The 21,806-nt window shown below is 67.6% G+C and carries 25 protein-coding genes; 18 read left to right on the top strand and 7 right to left on the bottom strand.

All coding sequences use genetic code 11. The features are described from left to right. Positions 1–39: 39 nt before the first annotated feature. Positions 40–1,467 (bottom strand): Fic family protein, encoded by a 1,428-nt coding sequence (locus PO78_RS06010; RefSeq protein WP_231570632.1) that lies wholly within the window; start codon positions 1,465–1,467, stop codon positions 40–42. A gap of 29 nt (positions 1,468–1,496) precedes the next feature. Beyond that, the gene (locus PO78_RS22795; RefSeq protein WP_156147779.1) at positions 1,497–1,670 is read right to left on the bottom strand and encodes a hypothetical protein; all 174 of its coding nucleotides are present in this window, start codon (positions 1,668–1,670) and stop codon (positions 1,497–1,499) included. 48 nt (positions 1,671–1,718) lie between these two features. Between PO78_RS22795 and msuE the strand changes: the two genes are divergently transcribed. The 13 genes from msuE (at position 1,719) to PO78_RS05950 (ending at position 13,256) form a co-directional block, all read left to right on the top strand. Continuing rightward, positions 1,719–2,303 (top strand): FMN reductase, encoded by a 585-nt coding sequence (gene msuE / locus PO78_RS06005; protein ID WP_043742718.1) that lies wholly within the window; start codon positions 1,719–1,721, stop codon positions 2,301–2,303. 31 nt (positions 2,304–2,334) lie between these two features. Further along, entirely contained in the window at positions 2,335–3,447 is a 1,113-nt protein-coding gene (gene sfnG / locus PO78_RS06000; protein WP_043742717.1) for a dimethylsulfone monooxygenase SfnG, read from the top strand. Between the two features lie 14 nt (positions 3,448–3,461). Continuing rightward, positions 3,462–4,610, top strand: a complete 1,149-nt coding sequence (ssuD, locus tag PO78_RS05995; protein ID WP_043742715.1) for an FMNH2-dependent alkanesulfonate monooxygenase — start codon at positions 3,462–3,464, stop codon at positions 4,608–4,610. Further along, complete coding sequence (locus PO78_RS05990) at positions 4,607–5,449, top strand: amidohydrolase family protein (protein ID WP_004302314.1); 843 nt, start codon at positions 4,607–4,609, stop codon at positions 5,447–5,449. Before ssuD ends, PO78_RS05990 begins: the two co-directional genes overlap by 4 nt. A gap of 194 nt (positions 5,450–5,643) precedes the next feature. Beyond that, positions 5,644–6,204: a carboxymuconolactone decarboxylase family protein gene (locus PO78_RS05985; protein WP_004302312.1), complete on the top strand. Its 561-nt coding sequence runs from the start codon at positions 5,644–5,646 to the stop codon at positions 6,202–6,204. Further along, a complete protein-coding gene (locus PO78_RS05980; RefSeq protein WP_004302310.1) occupies positions 6,201–7,286 on the top strand; it encodes an acyl-CoA dehydrogenase family protein in 1,086 nt (361 codons plus the stop codon). The genes PO78_RS05985 and PO78_RS05980 overlap by 4 nt, the downstream gene beginning before the upstream one ends. Then, on the top strand, positions 7,283–8,131 hold the full coding sequence (locus PO78_RS05975) for an ABC transporter ATP-binding protein (protein ID WP_052484370.1): 849 nt from the start codon (positions 7,283–7,285) through the stop codon (positions 8,129–8,131). Before PO78_RS05980 ends, PO78_RS05975 begins: the two co-directional genes overlap by 4 nt. A gap of 16 nt (positions 8,132–8,147) precedes the next feature. Next, positions 8,148–9,386, top strand: coding sequence for an ABC transporter substrate-binding protein (locus PO78_RS05970; RefSeq protein WP_043742713.1), 1,239 nt, complete (start codon positions 8,148–8,150; stop codon positions 9,384–9,386). Between the two features lie 5 nt (positions 9,387–9,391). Next, entirely contained in the window at positions 9,392–10,141 is a 750-nt protein-coding gene (locus PO78_RS05965) for an ABC transporter permease (RefSeq protein ID WP_043742712.1), read from the top strand. A gap of 79 nt (positions 10,142–10,220) precedes the next feature. Beyond that, entirely contained in the window at positions 10,221–11,567 is a 1,347-nt protein-coding gene (chrA, locus tag PO78_RS05960) for a chromate efflux transporter (RefSeq protein ID WP_004304884.1), read from the top strand. A 36-nt stretch (positions 11,568–11,603) separates the two neighbouring features. Next, positions 11,604–11,753, top strand: coding sequence for a chromate resistance protein ChrB domain-containing protein (locus PO78_RS22170; protein ID WP_004304881.1), 150 nt, complete (start codon positions 11,604–11,606; stop codon positions 11,751–11,753). Beyond that, positions 11,750–12,964: an MFS transporter gene (locus PO78_RS05955; protein WP_231570631.1), complete on the top strand. Its 1,215-nt coding sequence runs from the start codon at positions 11,750–11,752 to the stop codon at positions 12,962–12,964. Before PO78_RS22170 ends, PO78_RS05955 begins: the two co-directional genes overlap by 4 nt. A gap of 88 nt (positions 12,965–13,052) precedes the next feature. Beyond that, on the top strand, positions 13,053–13,256 hold the full coding sequence (locus PO78_RS05950) for a hypothetical protein (protein ID WP_231570630.1): 204 nt from the start codon (positions 13,053–13,055) through the stop codon (positions 13,254–13,256). A 70-nt stretch (positions 13,257–13,326) separates the two neighbouring features. Here PO78_RS05950 and PO78_RS05945 read toward each other — a convergent pair whose 3' ends face one another. From PO78_RS05945 to PO78_RS05925, 5 genes are all read right to left on the bottom strand, one after another. After that, complete coding sequence (locus tag PO78_RS05945) at positions 13,327–14,724, bottom strand: FAD/NAD(P)-binding protein (protein ID WP_043742710.1); 1,398 nt, start codon at positions 14,722–14,724, stop codon at positions 13,327–13,329. An 18-nt stretch (positions 14,725–14,742) separates the two neighbouring features. Continuing rightward, positions 14,743–15,591 carry an EAL domain-containing protein gene (locus tag PO78_RS05940; RefSeq protein WP_043742708.1) on the bottom strand — a complete coding sequence of 283 codons (849 nt, stop codon included), beginning with the start codon at positions 15,589–15,591 and terminating at the stop codon, positions 14,743–14,745. A 41-nt stretch (positions 15,592–15,632) separates the two neighbouring features. Next, complete coding sequence (locus PO78_RS05935; protein WP_004304871.1) at positions 15,633–16,916, bottom strand: NAD(P)/FAD-dependent oxidoreductase; 1,284 nt, start codon at positions 16,914–16,916, stop codon at positions 15,633–15,635. Between the two features lie 10 nt (positions 16,917–16,926). Beyond that, complete coding sequence (locus PO78_RS05930) at positions 16,927–17,247, bottom strand: c-type cytochrome (RefSeq protein ID WP_004304869.1); 321 nt, start codon at positions 17,245–17,247, stop codon at positions 16,927–16,929. Positions 17,248–17,365: 118 nt separating this feature from the next. Then, the gene (locus PO78_RS05925; RefSeq protein WP_004304866.1) at positions 17,366–17,623 is read right to left on the bottom strand and encodes a hypothetical protein; all 258 of its coding nucleotides are present in this window, start codon (positions 17,621–17,623) and stop codon (positions 17,366–17,368) included. Positions 17,624–17,897: 274 nt separating this feature from the next. Here PO78_RS05925 and PO78_RS23505 point away from each other — a divergent pair, with 274 nt between their 5' ends. From PO78_RS23505 to PO78_RS05905, 5 genes are read left to right on the top strand one after another with little or no spacing between them, the layout of a single operon-like run. Then, positions 17,898–18,023 carry a hypothetical protein gene (locus PO78_RS23505; protein WP_269429723.1) on the top strand — a complete coding sequence of 42 codons (126 nt, stop codon included), beginning with the start codon at positions 17,898–17,900 and terminating at the stop codon, positions 18,021–18,023. Continuing rightward, positions 18,023–18,859 carry a sulfate ABC transporter permease subunit CysT gene (cysT, locus tag PO78_RS05920; RefSeq protein ID WP_004304864.1) on the top strand — a complete coding sequence of 279 codons (837 nt, stop codon included), beginning with the start codon at positions 18,023–18,025 and terminating at the stop codon, positions 18,857–18,859. The genes PO78_RS23505 and cysT overlap by 1 nt, the downstream gene beginning before the upstream one ends. Position 18,860: 1 nt before the next feature. Beyond that, the gene (cysW, locus tag PO78_RS05915) at positions 18,861–19,769 is read left to right on the top strand and encodes a sulfate ABC transporter permease subunit CysW (RefSeq protein ID WP_043742706.1); all 909 of its coding nucleotides are present in this window, start codon (positions 18,861–18,863) and stop codon (positions 19,767–19,769) included. Continuing rightward, the gene (locus PO78_RS05910; protein WP_043742704.1) at positions 19,766–20,863 is read left to right on the top strand and encodes a sulfate/molybdate ABC transporter ATP-binding protein; all 1,098 of its coding nucleotides are present in this window, start codon (positions 19,766–19,768) and stop codon (positions 20,861–20,863) included. The genes cysW and PO78_RS05910 overlap by 4 nt, the downstream gene beginning before the upstream one ends. Then, positions 20,860–21,786, top strand: a complete 927-nt coding sequence (locus PO78_RS05905) for a CysB family HTH-type transcriptional regulator (protein WP_043742702.1) — start codon at positions 20,860–20,862, stop codon at positions 21,784–21,786. Before PO78_RS05910 ends, PO78_RS05905 begins: the two co-directional genes overlap by 4 nt. Positions 21,787–21,806: the final 20 nt, after the last annotated feature.

Raw genomic sequence — 21,806 nt, 5'->3', positions numbered from 1 at the left:
ACCGAAGTCCGCCTCGATTACGCCTACTACTTCGCTGGATCAACGTCTGTCGGCACTGGGGTTCCGCTCGCGCCACGCGGCGAACTCCAGCGGCCGCAGTCCGAATCGGATGGCATTCCCAGGATGCAGGCTGCGGAATTCCTCTCCAACCAGCTCAATGAAGCGCTCCCGGTCCTCGGCAGCAACGGTGTCGGGAAGCAAAGCGCGGATCACTGCCGGCTCGGCCCTTGCATCACTGCGGACGATGGTCGCGATGAGCGCCGTCAATTGATGGCGATAACGTAGCCGTACAGGGTCCGGCGGCACCATTTGCTGGCGCACGGCGACGTATTGCTGGCAGGAACGCTCGTAAGCGCGCACAAAGATGTCGCGCAACAGCTCGATCCGGTTGAGTTCGTAGATTCCGAGCAGGCCTTCGATGTAGTCCACCGCGGGCACATCGATGAAGGACAAGGGCGACAGGTTGTGCTTGATGAAAGGAATGTTCGCGGCAAGTCGGGAGACCCGCTTGTTGACGTCCTCGAAGGGGTGCAGATAGGGCAGATGCACCATCAGGAAGAAGGACTGCTCGAAGGGATCACGAATTTCGGCGGCCATTCCGACGACGACAGCAAACAGTTCCTCGATTCGCTGCGGCATGGCGATGGGCAGGTAGACGCTGCCGCCGATTTCCACTGGCCGGGTACGCAGGCGACCGCAGGCCGCCGGGTCGGGCATCAAGCCATCCGACAGGAAAGCGTGCAGGGCGATGATGGTTTCCGGATTGACACCAACGTGTTCGGTATCGTGCACCAGATACTCGATCGCCGCCTTGTGGTTGAGGATCATCTGGGTTTCCAGTGCGTCCTTGCCGGCCGCGGCCTGGCCAAATTCGATCAGGCGTTCGGTGTCGAGCCGTGAATAGGTGTTGCCTTCCAGTTGCGACGAGGCCCAGGAGAGATCGATCAACAGGCGGTTGAGGATGTCACGGGCAAACGTACCCGCTGGGGCAGCATCGATCTCTGCGACGGCGGGACGGCCGAGCTGGCGCAACTGCACGCGCAAGGGTTCCGGGAGATAGGCCGTCAGGTTTGGCGTGTATTGCTCCAGGAAGGATTGCCGGTAGCTGACAGGCGTCCGCTTTTCCCGAGACTGGCGCACCTGGCGCCGGATCTCCTCGCCTTCGGGCGACACCCTGAGACCGGCGTCGGTACTCGACTTGTCGGAAGCTGAAACCGTCTGGTGGAGTTCTACCCCAGCAACGCCGAGTGGCCGGTAACGCAAGCCGGGGCCTGAGCCGTGGGTGGCGATCTTCCTCGCCTCGACCAACTCAGCCAGTCGTCGCTGCAACGTGCGGCGGCTAACCCACCCTGCCAGCAGGGCGTGCAATTCATCGGTGCTGATCCCATCCGGGTGCTCGCCGATGAGCGCCTCGATGCGTTCGCCAAGATCGGAAGGTAGTTTTTTTGGCATGGTGTTCTGACGCAATGAATGCCTACTGCGCCAAAAGACTATCTTTATTGGCGCGATAAGGCAAGCAACGCGCCATTCCGATCTGTTGTCGTGCGTGTTGCCCATGCAGCAGCCCGCTGCGGCGTTTGCTGCGCGGCCAGCAGCAGGATCGGCACGAAGCTGTCAAGACACTGTTTTACAAGCACAAAAAATCTGGCACGCACCGTGCTAATGCTCATGCAAGTGCCAAACCTGGCACGCCGCACACAACCCAAAAAGGTGAACGCATGAGCAAGCACATCAAGGTCGTGGCCGTCTCCGGCGGTCTGCAACGTCCCTCCCGCACCCTGACCGTGGTCGAGGCCCTGATCGACGCCTTGGGCGAGCAGGCCCCGATCGACGTGCGCCTGATCGAACTCGGCACCGTCGGCCCCAAGCTGGCCGGAGCGCTCTACCCCTCGCAACTGCCCGACGACGTCAAGGCCGACATCGCCGCGATCGAATCGGCGGACTTCCTGGCGGTAGCGAGCCCGGTGTATCGGGCCTCCTTCACCGGCCTGTTCAAGCACCTGTTCGACTTCGTCGACCACAACGCGCTGATCGACGTGCCGGTGCTGCTTGCCGCCACCGGCGGCAGCGACCGCCACGCGCTGGTCATCGAGCACCAACTCCGCCCGCTGTTCAGCTTCTTCCAGGCCCACACCCTGCCGATCGGCGTGTATGGCAGCGAAGCCGAGATCCAGGACTACCAGATCACCAGCCCGGCGCTGCAGGCGCGCATCGACCTCGCCGCCGAGCGCGCGCGGCCCTTCCTGCGCCCCCGCGTCCCAGCCCTGTCGAGCGTGCACAAGAACGCGCGCGCTGCCGCCTGACCCCCCCATTCACCGTCAAGGAAAAACGAGCATGAGTCGCGACAACATCAAATTCGCCTACTGGGTGCCCAACGTCAGTGGCGGGCTGGTCGTCAGCAAGATCGAGCAGCGCACGAGCTGGGACATCGACTACAACCGCAAGCTGGCGCAGATCGCCGAGAACGCAGGTTTCGACTACGCCCTGTCGCAGATCCGCTTCACCGCCGGCTATGGCGCCGAATACCAGCACGAGTCGGTGGCGATCAGCCATGCGCTCTTGGCCGCGACCGAGAAGCTGCGCGTGATCGCCGCGGTGCTGCCCGGGCCGTGGCATCCGGCGGTGCTGGCCAAGCAGATCGCCACCATCGACCAACTCACCGGCGGCCGCGTGGCGGTCAATGTGGTGTCGGGCTGGTTCCGTGGCGAGTTCCACGGCATCGGCGAGCCCTGGCTGGAACACGACGAGCGCTATCGCCGCTCGCAGGAGTTCATCGAGGTGCTCAAGGGCATCTGGACCCAGGACAACTTCACCTACAAGGGCGACTTCTACCGCTTCCACGACTACACCTTGAAGCCCAAGCCCCTGCAGCGGCCGCATCCGGAGATCTTCCAGGGCGGCAGTTCGCGCGCCGCGCGCGACATGGCTTCCCGGGTGTCCGACTGGTATTTCACCAACGGCAACACCGTCGAAGGCATCAAGGCGCAGGTCGACGATATCCGCGCCAAGGCGGCCGCCAACGGGCACCGGGTCAAGGTCGGCGTCAATGCCTTCATCATCGCCCGCGACACCGAGGAAGAGGCGCAGGCGGTGCTGCAGGAGATCATCGACAAGGCCGACCCGGAGGCGGTCAATGCCTTCGGCGACGCGGTGAAGCAGGCCGGCAAGGCGAGCCCGGAAGGCGAAGGCAACTGGGCCAAGTCCACCTTCCAGGATCTGGTGCAGTACAACGACGGCTTCAAGACCAACCTGATCGGCACGCCGCAGCAGATCGCCGAGCGCATCGTCGCGCTGAAGGCGGTCGGCGTGGATCTGGTGCTGAGCGGCTTCCTGCACTTCCAGGAAGAGGTGGCCTACTTCGGCGAGAAGGTGCTGCCGCTGGTGCGAGCGCTTGAGGCGAAGGCTGCTGCCGCGAAGCCGGCACCCGAACTGGCCGAAGCGGCCTGAGGACAGGGAAAGACATGAGTCTCGACATCTTCTGGTTCCTGCCCACCGCCGGCGACACGCGCTACCTCGGCAAGTCCAGCTCCGGCCGCCCGGTCAGCATCGAATACATGCAGCAGATCGCGGTGACCGCCGACAACCTGGGCTACGACGGCATCCTGATCCCCACCGGCAGCGGCTGCCTCGACCCCTGGGTGGTGGCGGGCAGCGTGGCGCCGGTGACGCGCAAGCTCAAGCTGCTGGTGGCGCTGCGCACCGCGCTGACCAAGCCGACCGCCGCCGCACGCATGGCGGCGACACTGGACCAGGCCACCCGGGGCCGGCTGCTGCTCAACGTGGTGGCGGGCGGCGACTCCGCGGAGCTGGCCGGCGACGGCATCTTCCTCGACCACGACGCGCGCTACGACGAGGCGAGCGAGTTCCTCACCATCTGGCGCCGACTGCTGCAGGGCGAGACGGTCGATTACGAGGGCGGACATCACAAGGTGAAGGACGCGCAACTGCTCTTTCCCGCGCTGCAGAAACCCTACCCGCCGCTGTATTTCGGCGGCTCGTCGAACGCCGCCCACGACCTCGCGGCCGAGCATGTCGACGCCTACCTGACCTGGGGCGAGCCGCCCGCGGCGGTGGCCGAGAAGATCGCCGACGTGCGTGCGCGTGCGGCGAAGCGCGGGCGCAAGGTCCGCTTCGGCGTCCGCCTGCACGTGATCGTGCGCGAGACCAACGAGGAAGCCTGGGCCGAGGCCGACAAGCTCATCAGCCGCCTCGACGATGACACCATCGCCAAGGTGCAGGCGCGCTTCGCGACGATGGATTCCGAAGGCCAGCGCCGCATGGCTGCGCTGCACGGCGGCCGGCGCGACAAGCTCGAGGTCAGCCCCAACCTGTGGGCGGGCGTGGGCCTGGTGCGCGGCGGTGCGGGCACGGCGCTGGTGGGCGATCCGCACACCGTGGCGACGCGCCTCAGGGAATATGCCGATCTGGGCGTCGACAGCTTCGTCCTCTCCGGCTATCCGCATCTCGAGGAAGCCTGGCGCTTCGCCGAGCTGGTGTTCCCGCTGCTGCCAGGCAAGGCGCCGGTGACGATCCAGGATCAGGTGATCACCGGCGGCCCGTTCGACCAGAGCACGGTCAGGACCCCGGCAGCGGTGAAGGCGGCGGCATGAAAGTCATCGACATGCGCTGCCGGCCGGCTTTCCTGCACGACTTCTTCGGGGCCACGCCGGGCACACCCGAATACGATACCGCGCGCTGGCTCAACCGGCGCGTGGGCACACGCGGCAGCGACGAGCACTTCACGCGTTCCCACACACAGGAGGGTTTCCTCGCCGAAGTGCGCGACGCGGGGCTGAGCAAGGCCGTCGTGGTCGGTCGCCACACGCCGTCGCAGCACCTGCCGAGCGAACTGATCCACCGCATCACGCACGGCCATGACGAGCTGCTCGGCATCGCCGGCGTCGATCCGGTGATCCAGGGGCGTGCCGCAGTGGAGGAGGCCGAGCGCGCGATCCGCGACCTCGGGCTGGCGGGCATCGACATCGAACCGGGCTTCGGCAGCCCCGCCCACCACGTCGATGACCCGGCGTACTTTCCGATCTACGAGGTGTGCGCGCAGCTCGGCGTGCCGGTGTTCCTGATGACCGGCCCGACCACGCCCGACCCGCGCTTCAACGACCCGGCGCCGCTGGCCAACGTGGCGCGGGCGTTTCCGCAACTGCCGATCGTGAGCTACCACGGCTGGTGGCCGAACGTGGCGCAGGCGATCGGCCTCGCCTTCCGCTACGAGAACATCCACCTCGTGCCCGACATGTACCTCTTCGTCGCCGGTAGCAAGGCCTATGTGGAGGCGGCGAACGGCTTCATGGCGGATCAGTTCCTGTTCGGCTCGTCCTACCCCTTCCGCCCGATCCGCCAGTCGATCGGCGACTTCCTCGAGCTGGGCCTGCGCGAGTCGGCGCTGGACAAGGCGCTGTACGGCAACGCGGCGCGGCTGTTCGGGCTGTAACGACACGGCGGCGATTGACCAAGCCCCTGGGGCGACCGGCCACCGCCTGCGGACCATCCCGGAGGTGGCCGGCACCGCGCCAGAGTCAATATGGATATGCGCTCGCCGCTGATAAGCAAAGCAGATCTTCTTGGTTCGGTCCGTCGCGCAGGCTCAGCACAATTGCGTCCGTTTCCCGATCCGGATCGAACCCCATGTCCCGTCTGCCCCTGCAAAACCTCGAAACCGCCCCGGAAGCCAGCCGCCCCTTCATCGAACGAGCGCTCGGCAACAACGGCTTCGTGCCCAACCTGATCGGCGTGCTGGCCAACGCGCCCACCGCGGTGGAGACCTACTTCACCGTCGGCGAGATCAATGGCCGCGCCAGCCTGACCCTGGCCGAGCGCGAGGTGGTGCAGATCACCGCCGCCAGCGTGCATGGCTGCGAGTTCTGCGTCAGCGGCCACTCGGCGATCGCGCTCAAGAAGGCCGGCTTCGACCGCGCCACGGTGGTCGCCCTGCAGCAGCGCGGCATCACCGGCATTGCGCGCTACGACGCCCTCGTCGCCTTTACCCGCGCGGTGATCGTCAGCCGCGGCAACGTCGGCAATGGCGAGCTGAAGGCCTTCCTCGACGCCGGCTTCACCCAGGCGCAGGCGCTGGAAGTGGTGCTCGGCATCAGCCTGGCGACGCTGTGCAACTTCGCCAACAACCTCGCCGCAAGCGAGATCAACCCGCAGTTGCAGGACTTCCGCCCCGGAGTGCTGCAACCATGAATGCGCGCATTGATGCGGTCGACGCAGACCTGAGCTGGTTCTCTATCAACGCCGAGGCCTACAACCTTGGCAACGCCGACGCCGACCAGCTCGTTCCGGAGCTGGGCCGGCGCGGGCTGTTTCGCATCGGCGTGCCGCAGGCGCTGGGCGGGGACGGCGGCGACACCTTCGACGGCGTCGAGGCAATCGCCGCCATCGCCGAGCGCTCGCTGACCGCCGCCTTCGTGTGCTGGGGGCAGCGCACCTTCATCGAGTACCTGCTGCAGTCGCCCAACGCGGCGCTGCGCGAGCGCTGGCTGCCGGCGCTGCTCGCGGGCGAGTTCGCCGGCGCCACCGGGTTGTCGAACGCGATGAAGTTCCTCTCCGGCATCGAGTCGCTGCAGTTGAACGCCACGGCCAAGGGGGAGCGCTGGCAACTCGACGGCCGGCTGCCCTGGGTGACGAACCTGCGCAAGGCCGGCTTCATCGTCGCCGCCGCAGTCGCGCGCAGCGACGGGGCGGCACCGATGGTGGTCGCCATCACCGACAGCGAGTCCGGCGTGACGCGCAGCGCAGACCTCGATCTGGTCGCGCTGCGTGGCAGCAACACCGCGGCCATCGACATTCGCGCCGCCGATATCGGGCCGGAGCATGTGCTGCACGAAGACGCGCGCAGCTTCTGCCCCGGCGTGCGTCCGGCCTTCCTGTCGCTGCAACTGGGCATGTCGATCGGCCTCGCACGCATCGCGCTACGCACCGCTGCCGAGCAGGGCAAGGGCGCGCACGCCATCCTGCTGCCGCGCGTCGGCGAAGTGTCGGCCGAACTGGAGCGACTCGTGGGCGCCGTGCGCGAGGGTCTGGCGAGCGGCCGCTTCGTGAGCGAGCCGGCGGCGCTGTTCCGAATTCGCATCCGCCTCGCCGAGATCGCCCAGACCGCGTTGGGCCTGGAGCTCGACGCCAGTGGTGGGCGGGCTTACCTGCGCGACCAGCATCGCGACTTCGCGCGGCGCTGGGTGGAAGGCGCCTTCATCCCGGTCATCACCCCCAGCCTGACGCAGTTGCAGGGCGAACTCGCCAGGCAGGCCGGAGCCTGCGCAGCATGAACGCGCCGCAGCCGCTGGCGACCACCTTGGCGATCAACGCCGCGCGGGAACGGGTGCTCGACGCCGAGGGCCTGTGTTTCGCCTACGCGAAATCCGCCCCGACCTTCGCGGACGTCTCGCTCGGCATCGGCCGGCGCGAGATCGTCTGCCTGCTTGGCGGCAGTGGCTGCGGCAAATCGACCCTGCTGCGCGTGCTCGCCGGGCTGGAGGCGGCAAGCAGCGGTGACGTGCGCTTTCTTGGCCAAGCCCTCAGTAGCCCGCATCCGCGCAGTGCGCTGGTGTTCCAGCAGGCCAGCCTGCTGCCATGGCTGAACGTGTTCGACAACGCCAGCTTCGGCCTCGACTTCAAGCACCAGCCCGCCATCGCCGCGTCCGCCCGCAAGGCGCGCGTGCACGCGGCGCTGGCCGCCGTGGGGCTGGCCGGACGCGAGCAGGCGTGGCCCGCCGAGCTGTCGGGCGGGCAGGCCCAGCGCGTCGCGCTGGCCCGCGCCCTGGCACGCGAGCCGGAGCTGCTGTTCGCCGACGAGCCTTTCTCGGCGCTGGATGCGATCACCCGTGCCGAGATGCAGCGCCTGCTGGTGGACGTCGTGCACCGCTGGCATGCGGCAGTGCTGCTCGTGACCCACGACATCGACGAAGCCATCCTGGTGGCCGACCGCATCCTGCTGATGGCCGGCAAGCCCGGCCACATCCACCGCGAGTGGGCCGTCGACATCCCGCATCCGCGTGAGGACCACGCCGAAGCGGTCACCACGCTGCGGATGCAGATCCTGGCCGCCCTGCGCGCGACGATTGAGGGCGCTGCCTCCACATCTGCAGCGGCGCCAACACCTACCCATTCCTGAACAGGGGCCAGAAACCATGAATTACAACCCCGCCGCCCGCCCGCACATCTGCCTGTCGTCCGACTGCGGCTGCGGCATGACCCGCCGCGACTTCCTGCGCCTGTCCGCCCTGACCGGCGCCGGCCTGGCCGTGCCCATGCTGCGCGCGGGCGACGCCATGGCTCAAGCCAGTACGGGCGACGATGTGCCGGTGAAGATCGGCTATCTGCCGATCACCGATGCCACGCCGCTGCTGGTCGCCCATGCACGCAAGCTGTTCGAGGCCGAAGGCCTGCGCACCGAGGCGCCGCGCCTGTTCCGCAGCTGGGCACAGATCGTCGAGGCCTTCGTCTCCGGCCAGGTGAACGTCATCCACCTGCTGTCGCCGACGACCTTGTGGGTGCGCTATGGCACCAGGTTCCCGGCCAAGGTGGTGGCCTGGAACCACATGAACGGCTCGGCGCTCACCGTCGCGCATGACATCAACACGGTGGCGGACCTCGGCGGCAAGACGGTGGCGATCCCGTTCTGGTACTCGATCCACAACATCCTGCTGCAGAAGCTGCTGGTTGCGAACGGCCTGACCGCGGTGACCCGGCCGCGCGGCAGTTCGATCGCGGCCAACGAGGTCAACCTGGTCGTGCTGCCGCCGGCGGAGATGGTGTCGGCGCTGGCGGGCAAGGGCATCGCCGGCTTCATCGTCGCCGACCCGTTCAACGCCGCGGCGGAGATCAACAGAGTGGGCAAGGTGCTGCGCTTCTCCGGCGACGTGTGGAAGGACCACGCCTGCTGCGTGACCTTTCTTGCGGAGCGCGACATCGCCGAGCGCCCGCAGTGGGCGCAGCGCGTCACCACCGCCATCGTCAAGGCGCAACTGTGGACGCGCAGCAACCAGCTCGACGCCGCCAAGCTGCTTGCCACCTCCGGTGACAACCGCTACACGCCGCACTCGGTCGAGGTGCTGGCCAAGGTGTTGTCCGCCACCGACTACACGGCCTACGAGGACAGCGGCGTCGCCCGCAACAAGGGCTGGCACCAGCGCCGTGTCGACTTCCAGCCCTACCCCTTCCCGTCCTACACGGAAGAACTGGTGCGCAGTCTGCTCACCACCAAGGTCGAGGGCGATGCCAGCTTCCTGGCCAAGCTGGACCCCGCCTTCGTTGCCCGCGATCTGGTCGATGAGCGCTTCGTGCGCGAGGCGATCGCCGCGGTGGGCGGCCCGCAGGCCTTCGGTCTGCCAGCCAACCTGCTGCGGCAAGAAACCATCGTGGCCTGAAGCGCATGTCTGCACCCTTGATACTGCCTGTGCTCGGCCTCGGGCTGGTTGCCGCCTTTTGGGCAGCGACCACGCTGCTGCTGGCGACCGAGACGCCGATCCTCGCAAACTTCGCCCCGGTGGAAGCGCTGCGCGCCCTGGGCCGCCTGGTCGTTGATCCGCTGATGTGGGATCACATCGGCGTCAGCCTGCAGCGGGTTGCCGTTGGTCTCGCGGTGGCGCTCGCCATCGGCGTGCCACTGGGCATCCTCACCGGAGTGTCACGGGCGTTCGCGCACACGACCACGCCGCTGTTCCAGTTCCTGCGCATGATCTCGCCGCTGTCGTGGATGCCGATTGCGGTGATGGTGCTGGGGGTGGGCGATGCGCCGGTGTACTTCCTGCTTGCCTTCGCTGCCGTATGGCCGATCCTGCTCAACACGGCGGCAGGCGTCGCCCAGCTCGACCGCAACTGGCTGATGCTGGCGCGCAGCCTGTCGGCAACACGCTCCGAGACGATCTTCCGCGTCGTACTCCCCGGCATCGTTGCCCACATCCTGAGCGGGGTACGGCTGGCGATCGGCATCATCTGGATCATCCTGGTGCCGGCGGAGATGCTCGGCGTGTCGGCCGGTCTGGGCTACTTCATCCTCGACGCCCGCGACCGCCTCGCCTATCCGGATCTGATGGCGGCGATCCTGATCATCGGCGCACTGGGTTTCGCGCTCGACTACGCCGCGCGCTGGCTCTACCAGCACTGGCTGCACAAGCGCTGAGCGCTCCGGGAGGGGTGGGGCGCCCCCGTGACGCGCTGATTCAGCGACCATCGCGGCCAATCAATGAGGGCTCCGCAAAATGAACGCCGCACCCCCGCCGCAACAGCGCCCCGCCCTTCCCACCTTCGGCGAGGCCTTCCTGTACTGGCTGAAGCTCGGCTTCATCAGCTTCGGCGGCCCCGCCGGGCAGATCGCCATCATGCATCAGGAGCTGGTGGAGAGACGGCGCTGGATCTCCGAGCACCGCTTCCTGCACGCCCTCAACTACTGCATGCTGCTGCCCGGTCCCGAGGCGCAGCAACTCGCCATCTACATCGGCTGGCTGCTGCACCGCACCTGGGGCGGTATCGTCGCCGGCGTCCTGTTCGTGCTGCCTTCTCTCTTCATCCTCGCGGCGCTCACGTACGTCTATCTGGCCTTCGGCGATCTCACCTTCGTGCAGGGGGTGTTCAACGGCATCAAGCCGGCGGTGGTGGCCATCGTGGTGTTCGCCGCCTGGCGCATCGGCTCGCGCGCGCTGAAGAACAACATCCTGTGGGCGCTGGCGGCCCTGTCCTTTATCGCGATCTTCGTCTTCCGCGTGCCCTTTCCCTACATTGTCGTCGCGGCCGGCATTCTGGGTTTCATCGGCGGCAAGGTGGCCCCGGACAAATTCAAGGTCGGCGGCGGGCACGGCGCCTCGGACAAGAATTACGGGCCGGCCCTCATCGACGACGACACCCCGCCCATCGCCCATACGCGCTTTCGCTGGTCCTATCTCATCACCCTCTTGGTGATGGCGCTGGCGATCTGGGCGGTGGCCATGGCCTTGCTGGGCCACCCGGTGTTGCAGGACATGGGGGAGTTCTTCACCAAGGCGGCACTCGTCACCTTCGGTGGCGCCTACGCGGTATTGCCTTATGTCTATCAGGGCGGTGTCGAACACTATCAGTGGCTGACCGCCACGCAGATGATCGACGGCCTGGCCTTGGGCGAAACCACGCCGGGGCCGCTCATCATGGTGGTGTCCTTCGTCGGCTTCGTCGGCGCGTGGACCAAGGAGATCTTCGGTCCCGACGCCCTGCTGCTGGCAGGGTTCGTGGGCGCCTCGGTGGCCACCTTCTTCACCTTTCTGCCCAGCTTCGTCTTCATCCTGGCCGGCGCACCCCTGGTGGAATCCACCCACGGCAACCTGAAGTTCACCGCGCCGCTCACCGGCATCACCGCCGCCGTGGTGGGCGTGATTCTCAACCTGGCCCTCTTTTTCGGCTGGCACGTGATCTTCCCCCATGCCACCGACGCCGCGCCGTTCTCCGGCGGCTTCGAGTGGTTCTACGCGCTGATCTCGGTGGCGGCCTTCATCGCGCTGTGGAAGTATAAGCAGGACATCATGAAAGTGATCGGCGCCTGCGCCGCCATCGGCCTCGTTTACACGTACCTGGCGTGACGACTCCGCCGCATTTCCAGAAATGGAGGATGGAACATGCAATGGGTCACCCGCGAACGCCCCAAGATCGACCGGATCGCCTGCCCCTGGCTGGTCACGCGCTTCATCGATGAGGCTCCCGAGTTCCTCTACGTGCCGGCTGGCGACGTGCTGAAGAAGGTCCCTCGCCTGCGCTGTTTGAAATGATGCTGCTGCCCGCGGGAACCGCGCCCGAGGCGCGCCTGCTGCTGATCGGCCGCGCCCTGCGGGCCTTCACCGACGGCTTTGTGGCCATTCTGCTGCCGGTTTATCTGCTCACGCTCGGGTTCGGCACGTGGGAGGTCGGGCTGATCAGCACCGTCACCCTGCTCGGATCGGCGCTGGCGACCCTGGCCGTCGGGCAGTGGGGACATCGTTTCCCGCAGCGCCGGCTACTCCTCGCCGCTGCTTGCCTGATGGCCGCCACGGGTCTGCTGCTGGCCGGCCTGGGCGGTATCGGCGCCTTCTGGCCGCTGCTGATCGTCGCCTTCGTCGGTACGATGAACCCGAGCTCCGGCGACGTCAGCGTCTTCCTGCCGCTGGAGCATGCGCGGCTGGCCGAATCGGCGCAAGGCGAGGCGCGCACGTTCCTGTTCGCGCGCTACACCTTCGTCGGCGCCTTGTGTGCCGCGACCGGTTCGCTGGCGACAGTGATCCCGCAAGTGTTGACGGATGCCGGCCTGGCCCCGATCGACGCGTTGCGCCTGATGTTCGTCGCCTACGGGCTAACCGGCGTCGCGATCTTCGTCCTGTATCGCGCCCTGCCGGACCACCCCGTGCATGAGCATGCGTCGCCCGCGCCGCTGGGGCCTTCGCGCGGCATCGTGGTCAAACTGGCGGCGCTGTTCTCGGTCGATGCCTTCGCCGGAGGCTTGATCGTCAATACCTTGCTCGCGCTCTGGCTGTTCGAGCGTTTCGGCCTCTCGCTCGCCGCCGCCGGCCAGTTCTTCTTCTGGGCCGGGCTGCTGTCGGCCGGCTCCCAACTCGCCGCCCCCTGGGTGGCGCGCCGCATTGGCCTGATCAACACGATGGTGTTTACCCACATCCCGTCGAGCGTCTGCCTGATCCTCGCTGCCTTCGCCGATAGCCTGCCGGAGGCGCTCGCGCTGCTGTTCCTGCGCAGCGCCCTGTCGCAGATGGACGTGCCGACGCGCTCGGCCTTCGTCATGGCGGTGGTGACGCCGTCCGAGCGCGCCGCAGCGGCGAGCTTCACCACCGTTCCCAGGAGCCTCGCCGCTGCAGCGAGCCCCGCCATCGGCGGTGCCCTGTTCGCCGCCGGCTGGCTGGCGGCGCCGCTGGTGACCTGCGGGCTGCTCAAGATCGCCTATGACTTTGCACTCTGGCGCGCGTTTCGGAAGTACGAGAAACCCTCCTCTTGAGAGTGCTTGTGCGTAAGCACATGGCGCGCCCTGACGAACGATTCTTTCCGTTTCGTGAGCTGACACCATCACCGCCGCCGTGGTGGGGGTGATCCTCAACCTGGCGCCGTTCTTCGGCTGGCACGTGATCTTCCCGCGCGCGACCGAAGCCGCACCGTTCTGCGGCGGCTTCGAGTGGCTCTACGCGCTGATCTCGCCAGCGGCCTTCATCGCGCTGTGGAAGTACAAGCAGGATGTCATGAAGGTGATTGCGGCATGCGCCACCGTCGGGCTCGTTCAGGCCCTGCTCTGAGGGGCCCTGCTCTGAGGGGCCCTGCTCTGAGGGGCCCTGCGCCGGCAGGAAGAAGCCGCCTACTTGTGGCTCATGCCTGCCCCGGCGTCAGCAGGTGACGCGCCAGGTTGTGCGCGTGTCGCCGCAGTTCGGGCACCGCGATGGCCTCCCAGTAGCGCGCGCGAAGCATGGGCCCGACGTAGTGCAGGCCCGAGACCTTGAGACCGTCTGCACCGACCACATGGTAGCCGGCGTCCACATCGATGCCGATGTGCAGAGGATCCGCGCGCACGTAGCCCTCGTCGCGCAGTTGTGCGACCAAGGGCGAAGCGGTGAGACGGTCGATGTCGTAGTCAGGCCCGGTGCAGTTCACCACCGCGGCGACGTCCCACTCGCGCGCCTCGCTCCCGCCACGCGGCCTGACGATGACCCGCACGCCCGGTCCGTGCTCGTGCATCTGCAGAACCTGCCCCGCAACGACCGCGGCCTGACCGGACGCCAGCATTCCGCGCAGGCGCCGGTAAGCGGTGGGTGCCAGGCGATGGCGATGGATGTCCCACCACGGGCCTACACGCGAGAGAAAACGCCGGCGCTCCATCTCCGGCAGGCGGCGCCAGATCTCCGGCGTATGCGGGCGCAAGGCGTTGACGACGTCGCGCCAGTTGCAGCCCTGGCGCTGCCGAAGGCGGACCTGGCGCCGTATGGCTCGCAAGTAGGCAAAGGTGGTCGGCGGCAGGTCTTCGAGATAGCCCGGGAAAGTCGTCGTTGGCGGCGGTTGCGGAAGCGTACGGTGGCCCTTTGGCAGCAAACCACGTCGCGACAGCAGAAACACCTTGCGCTCATCGTCCCGACTGGTGAGACGAAACAGGGCATCGATCGCGGTGTGTCCGGTGCCAAGGACCACAACAGGTCCGCCCGCGGGGATCTGGTCCATCGCCGCATAATCCCATGGGTTGCCGATATAGCGACTCGAGCCGGCGAGGGCATCGGCGAAGTGCAAGGGCTGCGCGCCCAGATGCCCGAGTGCAAGCACCACCTGATCGGCCTGCCGCGTGACGCCATCGTCCAGTTCGATCTGCAGAAGTGGCGAGGCCTGTTTTCGGCGTACCGCAACGGCCTGGGCGCGAATGCGGGTGAAGGGCGTGCGGCTCCCCCGCTCGGCGACCTGCAGCGTGTGCTCGAGATAGTCGCCAAAAAGCCGCCGCGGCACGAACGATCCCTCATTGAACGCGGGATCGATGTCGCGACAGTAGGCGAGGAAATGCCCCGGCTCATCGGCGAGCGCGCTCATGTTGCCCGCCGGCACGTTGAGCAGCATGCTGTCGTCCCAGATGCGGTACGCCAACCCGCGCGCGGCACGCCGATGCTGTTCGATCAGCGTGACACGCAACTGCCCCGGCCTCGCCTCGCGCAGCAGATGGACGGCGGTGAGCGTACCGCTGAAGCCACCGCCAATGATGAAGATTTCCTGCGGACACGATGCGGCCATTGCTCGACTCTCGGTGACTCAGAAGGCGAAGCGGTCCAGCACATGGCGTTCGGCGCGCATGATCGCCGCCCGCTGCGCCGGCAGGCCATAGGCATGGCCCTGGAGGTGCACGCCCTCGGGCAGGGCACCGTCCAGTTTGCGCTCCAGCCGCGTGACGACGATGTCCGCACGCTCGCGCAGCGTTGCCAGCCATTCCAGGCGCGCCCGCCAGTCGTCGGCAATGAACAGTCGCGCGCTGTCGATCTTGACGAACTGAGCCGGCACCAGACTGGAGAGCGCTTGCCACTGCATCGGCGAATCGACGTTGATCGCCACCTGGAAACCATTGTTGCGGTAGTTGCGCAGCACGAAGGCGAGCAGCTCGGGCTGGCTGCTGGCAGCGAGCGGCGTTTCGATGACGATGCGCTCCGGCGCCAGGCCGAGGGCATCGACCACCTTGCGGAACGCGGCACCGTGATCGCCGCTGACGGCGGCGAGCAGGCGCCCGTGCACGTTGAGGAACAACAGGCTGTCGCGGTCCACCGAGGTCACGAAGTTCAGCGCATGCGCGGTACGCGCCAGACGATCGAGCGCAATCAGGCGGTCGTCGTCGGCGTTGGCCGAAAACAGGGTCCACGGCGAAAGCGACCGCTCGCCGCTGCCCAGGATGCGCAGATAGGCCTCGTAGCCCGTGATGGCCCCGGTGCCGGGGATGACGATAGGCTGGAAGACACTCGACAACTCGCAGCCGAACCAGTCGCCGACCACACCACCTTCCGGCAGACGGCGGAGTCGCCGCCCGCCATCCCGCGCCAGTGGCAGGCGGTCCAGAAAGACTCGGGTACGCTCCGCCAGCGCGCGCGATGGTCCGCCCGGATCTTGATCCATTTTCTGGTCTCCTCATGCACGGGCCCGATCGGGCCCACCTGTCAGGTCAAGGCGTCGGCCCAGATGTTGCGTGCCCACGCCAGCGCGTACTTGCCTTCCAGATCGTTGGCCACTGCCGACAGCCCGCCCGCGCCCTTGACCGGCAGCAGCGTGTTCTCCTGCGTGTCGAACTTGTGGATCGACGCCACGTGCACGACGTCGCGGTCGGAGACGAAGCTGTAGCAGGTGTTGGCGATGATCGGCGTCGGGTTCGGCTCCAGCCCGGTGAGGCTGGCGATGACCGCATCCGCCGCCACCTTGGCGTGGTTGTTGGCCATGAAGCCCGACTTGGGCATCCCGGGCGCGGTGGCGATGGCATCGCCGATCAGGTGCACGCCCGGCACCGCGGTCGACTCGAAGCTGCGGAAATCGACCCCCGCCCAGCGCCCGCCCACATTGGCGAAGGGGCTGGCGATGAGGCCGCTGCGCTGCGGCGGGATGACGTTGAAGAGCTCGGCGCGGACGCTCTCGAACTCGAACTTCCCGACATTGGCGCGCACGTCGAAGTCCTGCAGCACGCTGTCGGGGCGATATTCGATGATGCCCTTGTAGCGCTCCTCCCAGGCCTGCAGGAACAGCGCCTTCTTGGAGGTGATCTCGGGGTTGCCGTCCAGGATCAGCACCTTGGAGCGCGGCTTGTGCTGCTTGAAGTAGTGGGCGACGACGCTGGCGCGTTCGTAAGGCCCGGGCGGGCAGCGGTAGGGCGCCTTGGGGATCGAGATCGCGAAGACCCCGCCATCCGGCAGTTCTTCCAGGCGCTTGCGCAGCGCCACGGTCTGCGCACCGGCCTTCCACGCGTGCAGCACCTGCTGCCGGGCGTCGGCGTTGTTCAGGCCCGGGATCTGCTCGTAGAGAAAGTCGATGCCGGGCGCGACGACGAGCCGGTCCCAGGGCAGCGGATCGCCCTTGGCCAGACGGACTTCGCGCTTGTCCACGTCGATGGCCACCGCCTCGTCGCGCACCAGGCGCACGCCGTACCGGGCCAGGCCATCGTAGGCGAGGGTGATGTCCTCGATCCGCTTGACACCCGCCAGCACCAGGTTGCTGATCGGGCAGGAGACGAAGTTCTGGTTGCGCTCGACCAGGGTCACCTCGAGGCGGGGCTCCCACTTCTTCAGATACTTGGCGGCGGTGGCGCCGCCGAAGCCGCCGCCGATGACGACGACGCGCCCCGGCGCGGCGCGGCCGACGGGGGTCGCGCATGCGCCGACGCCCACGCCGGCACCGAGCGCAAGGGCCAGGCCACCGGCCGACCGGATGAAACCGCGACGATCGATTGTGCTCATGCCCGCCTCCTCAGCGCTTTGCCTGGGCGGCGAACCACTGCGCCAGCCGTTGCAGTTCTTCATCCGTGTAGCCCTTGGCATGCTGATGCATGACGGTCGCCGGGCGCACATCGCGCTTGAACTCGATGAGCAGCGTGTAGAGCTCGTCGGCGTTCCGTCCTGCAAGGCTCGTCATGCCGGCCTGGGCGTGACCGTCGGTGCCGTGGCAGGCCGCGCAGGCGGCCGCCCATACGCGCACAGGGCGATCGTCGGGCGCGGCCTGCACCGAAAAGGGCAAAGCGAGCGCAGCAGCGGCCGCAAGGGCCGCGAGTGCGCGAGTTGCGATGGGCATGTCGGTTCTCTCCGCAGGGGTTGAACGAGGCGGATGCTCGCTGATCCGCCCCCGAAACTGAAAGAAGAAATTCTGCTTAGTTATCCTGGCCCGCAGACCAGGCCCGCGCCGCCCCCTCTCAGGATCGACGTCTCCAGCGTGCGAACGCCAGCAGCAGCACCGCACCGAGGACCGTGCCGGCCCCCAGCCCCGCCCAGCTGCCGACCGGCACGGGATTGCGCACCGCGATGTAGAGCAGCGCGACGGGCAAGGCGATCGCGAAGGCGATGTTTCCACCATCGCGGGTGCGCACGAGCAGCGCGCAGACGGCGTAGAGAAAGCGAATCAGCCCGACCAGCAGCAGCGCCAGCAGGAAATTGCCGAAGAAGTCCGTCACTACGTGCTCCTTGATCAGGTCTCGCCAGCTCGGGCCGGGACCGGCCCCAAGGCGGGACCCGCATTGTATGCAAGCAGCGGCGCGGACGAGTGACCGTCGCGCGGGAGGAGTCCGCACCACACGAAGCCGCGCCATTCGCCGCAGGACGCTGGCCAGCCGGATCGCACGAGGGTTCGATTAGCAGAAAAGCGAATAAGCAACGCGGTTTTTATTATTTTTTTGCCCTGCAGCAACTGACTAGACTCGCTTTCATCCCCTTTGAAAGGAGTCCGACATGGCTCGCAAAGCCCGCCCGATACCCGTCCGCTGCCGCGCCAGCGCCACGCGCCGGGCCAATCGCCGAGACGGTCGCGAGGCCCGCCACGCCCACCGCTTCGAGCCGATCGTGGAGCAAGGCTGATGTCCACCGCCAAGACCTTCCGCGTACTGCCCGGCTTCGGGCCCACGCTCGGCTACACCCTCGCCTACCTGTCGCTGCTGGTGCTGATCCCGCTCGCGGCGGTGTTCCTGAAGACGGCCGAGCTGACTTTCGCCGAGTTCTGGAACGTCGTCACCGCACCGCGGGTGGTGGCCTCCTACAAGCTGTCCTTCGGCATGTCCCTGCTCGCCGCCGCGATCAACGCCGTGTTCGGGCTGATGCTGGCATGGGCGCTGGTGCGCTACTCCTTCCCCGGCAAGAAGCTGATCGACGCCCTGGTCGACCTGCCCTTCGCGCTACCCACCGCGGTGGCCGGCATCGCGCTGACCGCGCTGTACGCGAAGAACGGCTGGATCGGCCAGTTCCTCGAGCCGCTCGGCATCCAGGTCGCGTTCAAGCCGCTCGGCGTGCTGGTGGCGCTGGTCTTCATCGGCCTGCCCTTCGTGGTGCGCACGGTGCAGCCCATCCTGGAAGACCTCGACACCGAACTCGAAGAAGCCGCCACCAGCCTCGGCGCGCAGCGCTGGCAGGCCTTCCGCCACGTCATCCTGCCGATCGTGTTCCCGGCGCTCTTGACCGGCTTCGCGCTCGCCTTCGCGCGTGCGGTGGGTGAATACGGCTCGGTGATCTTCATCGCCGGCAACATCCCCATGGTGTCGGAGATCACCCCGCTGATGATCATCACCAAGCTCGAGCAGTACGACTACACCGGCGCCACCGCGATCGCCACCGTGATGCTGATCCTGTCCTTCACCCTGCTGCTGCTCATCAACGGCCTGCAGGCGTGGACCGCCAAACGAACCGGGAGGGACCGCTGACATGGCCGGCGCCACCACACTCCGCCTGGGCGCGGCCCAGGCCATCGGTCAGACGCGCTTCGAGGCGCGCGCGGCGACGCGCGAGACGGCGCTGGTGAAGTGGCTGATCCTCGGCACCGCCCTCACCTTCTTCGCGGTGTTCCTGCTGATGCCGCTGATCGCGGTCTTCGTCGAGGCGCTGCGCAAGGGCTGGGAGACCTACGCCAGCGCGCTGGTCGACCCGGACGCGCTGTCCGCGCTGCGCCTGACCCTGCTCGCCGCGGCGATCGCGCTGCCGCTGAACCTGGTGTTCGGCGTGTGCGCGGCGTGGGCGATCGCCAAGTTCGAGTTCCGCGGCAAGCACTTCCTGATCACGCTCATCGACCTGCCCTTCTCGGTGTCGCCGGTGATCGCCGGCCTGATCTACGTGCTGGTGTTCGGCGCTCAGGGCTGGTTCGGGCCGTGGCTGGCGGAGCACGACGTGAAGATCATCTTCGCGGTGCCGGGCATCGTGCTCGCCACCGTGTTCGTGACCTTCCCCTTCATCGCCCGCGAGCTGATCCCGCTGATGCAGGCGCAGGGCAAGGAGGAAGAGGAAGCCGCGGTGGTGCTCGGCGCCAACGGCCTGCAGACCTTCTGGCACGTCACCCTGCCCAACGTGAAGTGGGGCCTGCTGTACGGCGTCATCCTCACCAACGCACGCGCGATGGGCGAGTTCGGCGCGGTGTCGGTGGTGTCCGGGCACATCCGCGGCGAGACCAACACGCTGCCGCTGCACGTCGAGATCCTCTACAACGAGTACCAGTTCGCCGCCGCGTTCGCGGTGGCCTCGCTGCTCGCCCTGCTGGCGCTGGTCACCCTGGGCATCAAGACCTGGATCGAGCACCGCGCCGCGCACACGCAACACGACATTCACGAAGGACAGCCATGAGCATCCAGGTTCGCAACATCCACAAGCGCTTCGGCAGCTTCGTCGCCCTCGACGACGTGTCGCTCGACTTTCCCACCGGCGAGCTGGTGGCGCTGCTCGGCCCCTCGGGCTGCGGCAAGACCACGCTGCTGCGCGTGATCGCCGGGCTGGAGCAGGCCGATGCCGGCCAGGTGCTGCTCGACGGCGAAGACGCCTCGGGCACGCATGTGCGCGATCGCCAGGTGGGCTTCGTGTTCCAGCACTACGCGCTGTTCCGCCACATGAGCGTGTTCGACAACGTCGCCTTCGGGCTGCGCATGAAGCCGCGCGGCCAGCGGCCGACGGAGAAGCAGATCGCCGAGAAGGTGCACGCGCTGCTCGACCTCGTGCAGCTCGACTGGCTCGCCGACCGCTTCCCGGCCCAGCTCTCCGGCGGCCAGCGCCAGCGCATCGCGCTCGCGCGCGCGCTCGCGGTGGAGCCGCGCGTGCTGCTGCTCGACGAGCCCTTCGGCGCGCTCGACGCCAAGGTGCGCAAGGAGCTGCGGCGCTGGCTGCGCAAGCTGCACGACGAGCTGCACGTCACCTCGATCTTCGTCACCCACGACCAGGAAGAGGCACTCGAAGTCGCCGACCGCGTGGTGCTGATGAACCAGGGCGCGGTCGAGCAGATCGGCACGCCGGAAGAGGTCTACCGCCGACCGGCGACGCCCTTCGTATATGGTTTTCTCGGCGCGGTGAACCTGTTCCACGGCCGCGTCGACGGCGAGGGCCTGCGCGTCGGCGACGCGCGCCTGCCACAGCAGGCGCGCGGCTTCGGCGAGGGCGCCGAGGTGCTGGCCTTCGCCCGCCCGCACGAACTCGACATCGTGCCGGACGCCGGCGCGGGCGAGGGCATCGCGGCACGGGTGAGCCGCGTCCTGGCCTTCGGGATCACGGCGCGCGTCGAACTCGATGGCCTGAACGGCGCCCAGGGCCAGCATTTCGAGGTGGAGATCACACGCGAGCGCGTCGACCGCCTCGGTCTCGCGGAAGGACAGGCCGTGCGCCTGCTACCCTCGCACCTGAGCCTGTTCGAATCGCGACAGGCCGCCACGACGGCCGGAGCCGCCCGATGAATTTCCAGCAGTTGCGCATCATCCGCGAGACCGTACGGCGCGGGTTCAATCTTACCGAGGTGGCCAACGCGCTGTTCACCTCGCAGTCCGGGGTGTCCAAGCACATCAAGGACCTCGAGGACGAGCTCGGCATCGAGCTCTTCGTGCGCAAGGGCAAGCGCCTGCTCGGCCTCACCCCACCCGGCGAGGAGCTGGTGGTGATGGTCGAGCGCATGCTGCTCGACGCCGCCAACATCAAGCGCCTGGCCGACCAGTACCGCGGGCGCGACGAAGGCCAGCTCACGGTGGTCACCACCCACACCCAGGCGCGCTACGCGCTGCCCAAGGTCGTGGCGGCCTTCAAACGCGCCTACCCACGCGTGCTGCTCAAGCTGCACCAGGGCAGCCCGCACGAGATCGTGCAGATGCTGCTCGACGGCGAGGCCGACATCGGCGTGGCCACCGAGGCGCTGGCCGAGGTGCCGGAGCTGGCCTCCTTCCCCTACTACGGCTGGCAGCACGCGGTGGTCGTGCCCGCCGGGCACCCGCTCGAAGAAGCGCACCCGCTGACCCTGGAGGCGATCGCCACGCATCCGCTCATCACCTACCACGAGGGCTTCACCGGCCGCACCCGCATCGACCAGACCTTCGCCCGCGCCGGGCTGACGCCCGACGTGGTGATGTCGGCGCTCGACGCCGACGTGATCAAGACCTATGTGGAGCTCGGGCTGGGCGTGGGCATCCTGGCCTCGATGGCCTTCAACCCGGCGCGCGACCCGGGCCTGCGCAAGCTCGACAGCGACCACCTGTTCGCCGAGAACGTCACCCGCATCGCGGTGCGTCGCGGCCACTACCTGCGCGGCTTCGCCTACCGCTTCATCGAGCTGTGCGCGCCCGAGCTGACCGAGGCCGTGGTGGCCGAAGCGGTGGGCGGCGGCGGCTGACGAACCGCCTGGGTCGGCTG

It is taken from the genome of Thauera sp. SWB20, from assembly GCF_000831325.1.
In the GTDB taxonomy this organism is placed as follows: Bacteria; Pseudomonadota; Gammaproteobacteria; order Burkholderiales; family Rhodocyclaceae; genus Thauera; species Thauera aminoaromatica.
This window is presented reverse-complemented; position numbering and strand designations above follow the sequence as displayed.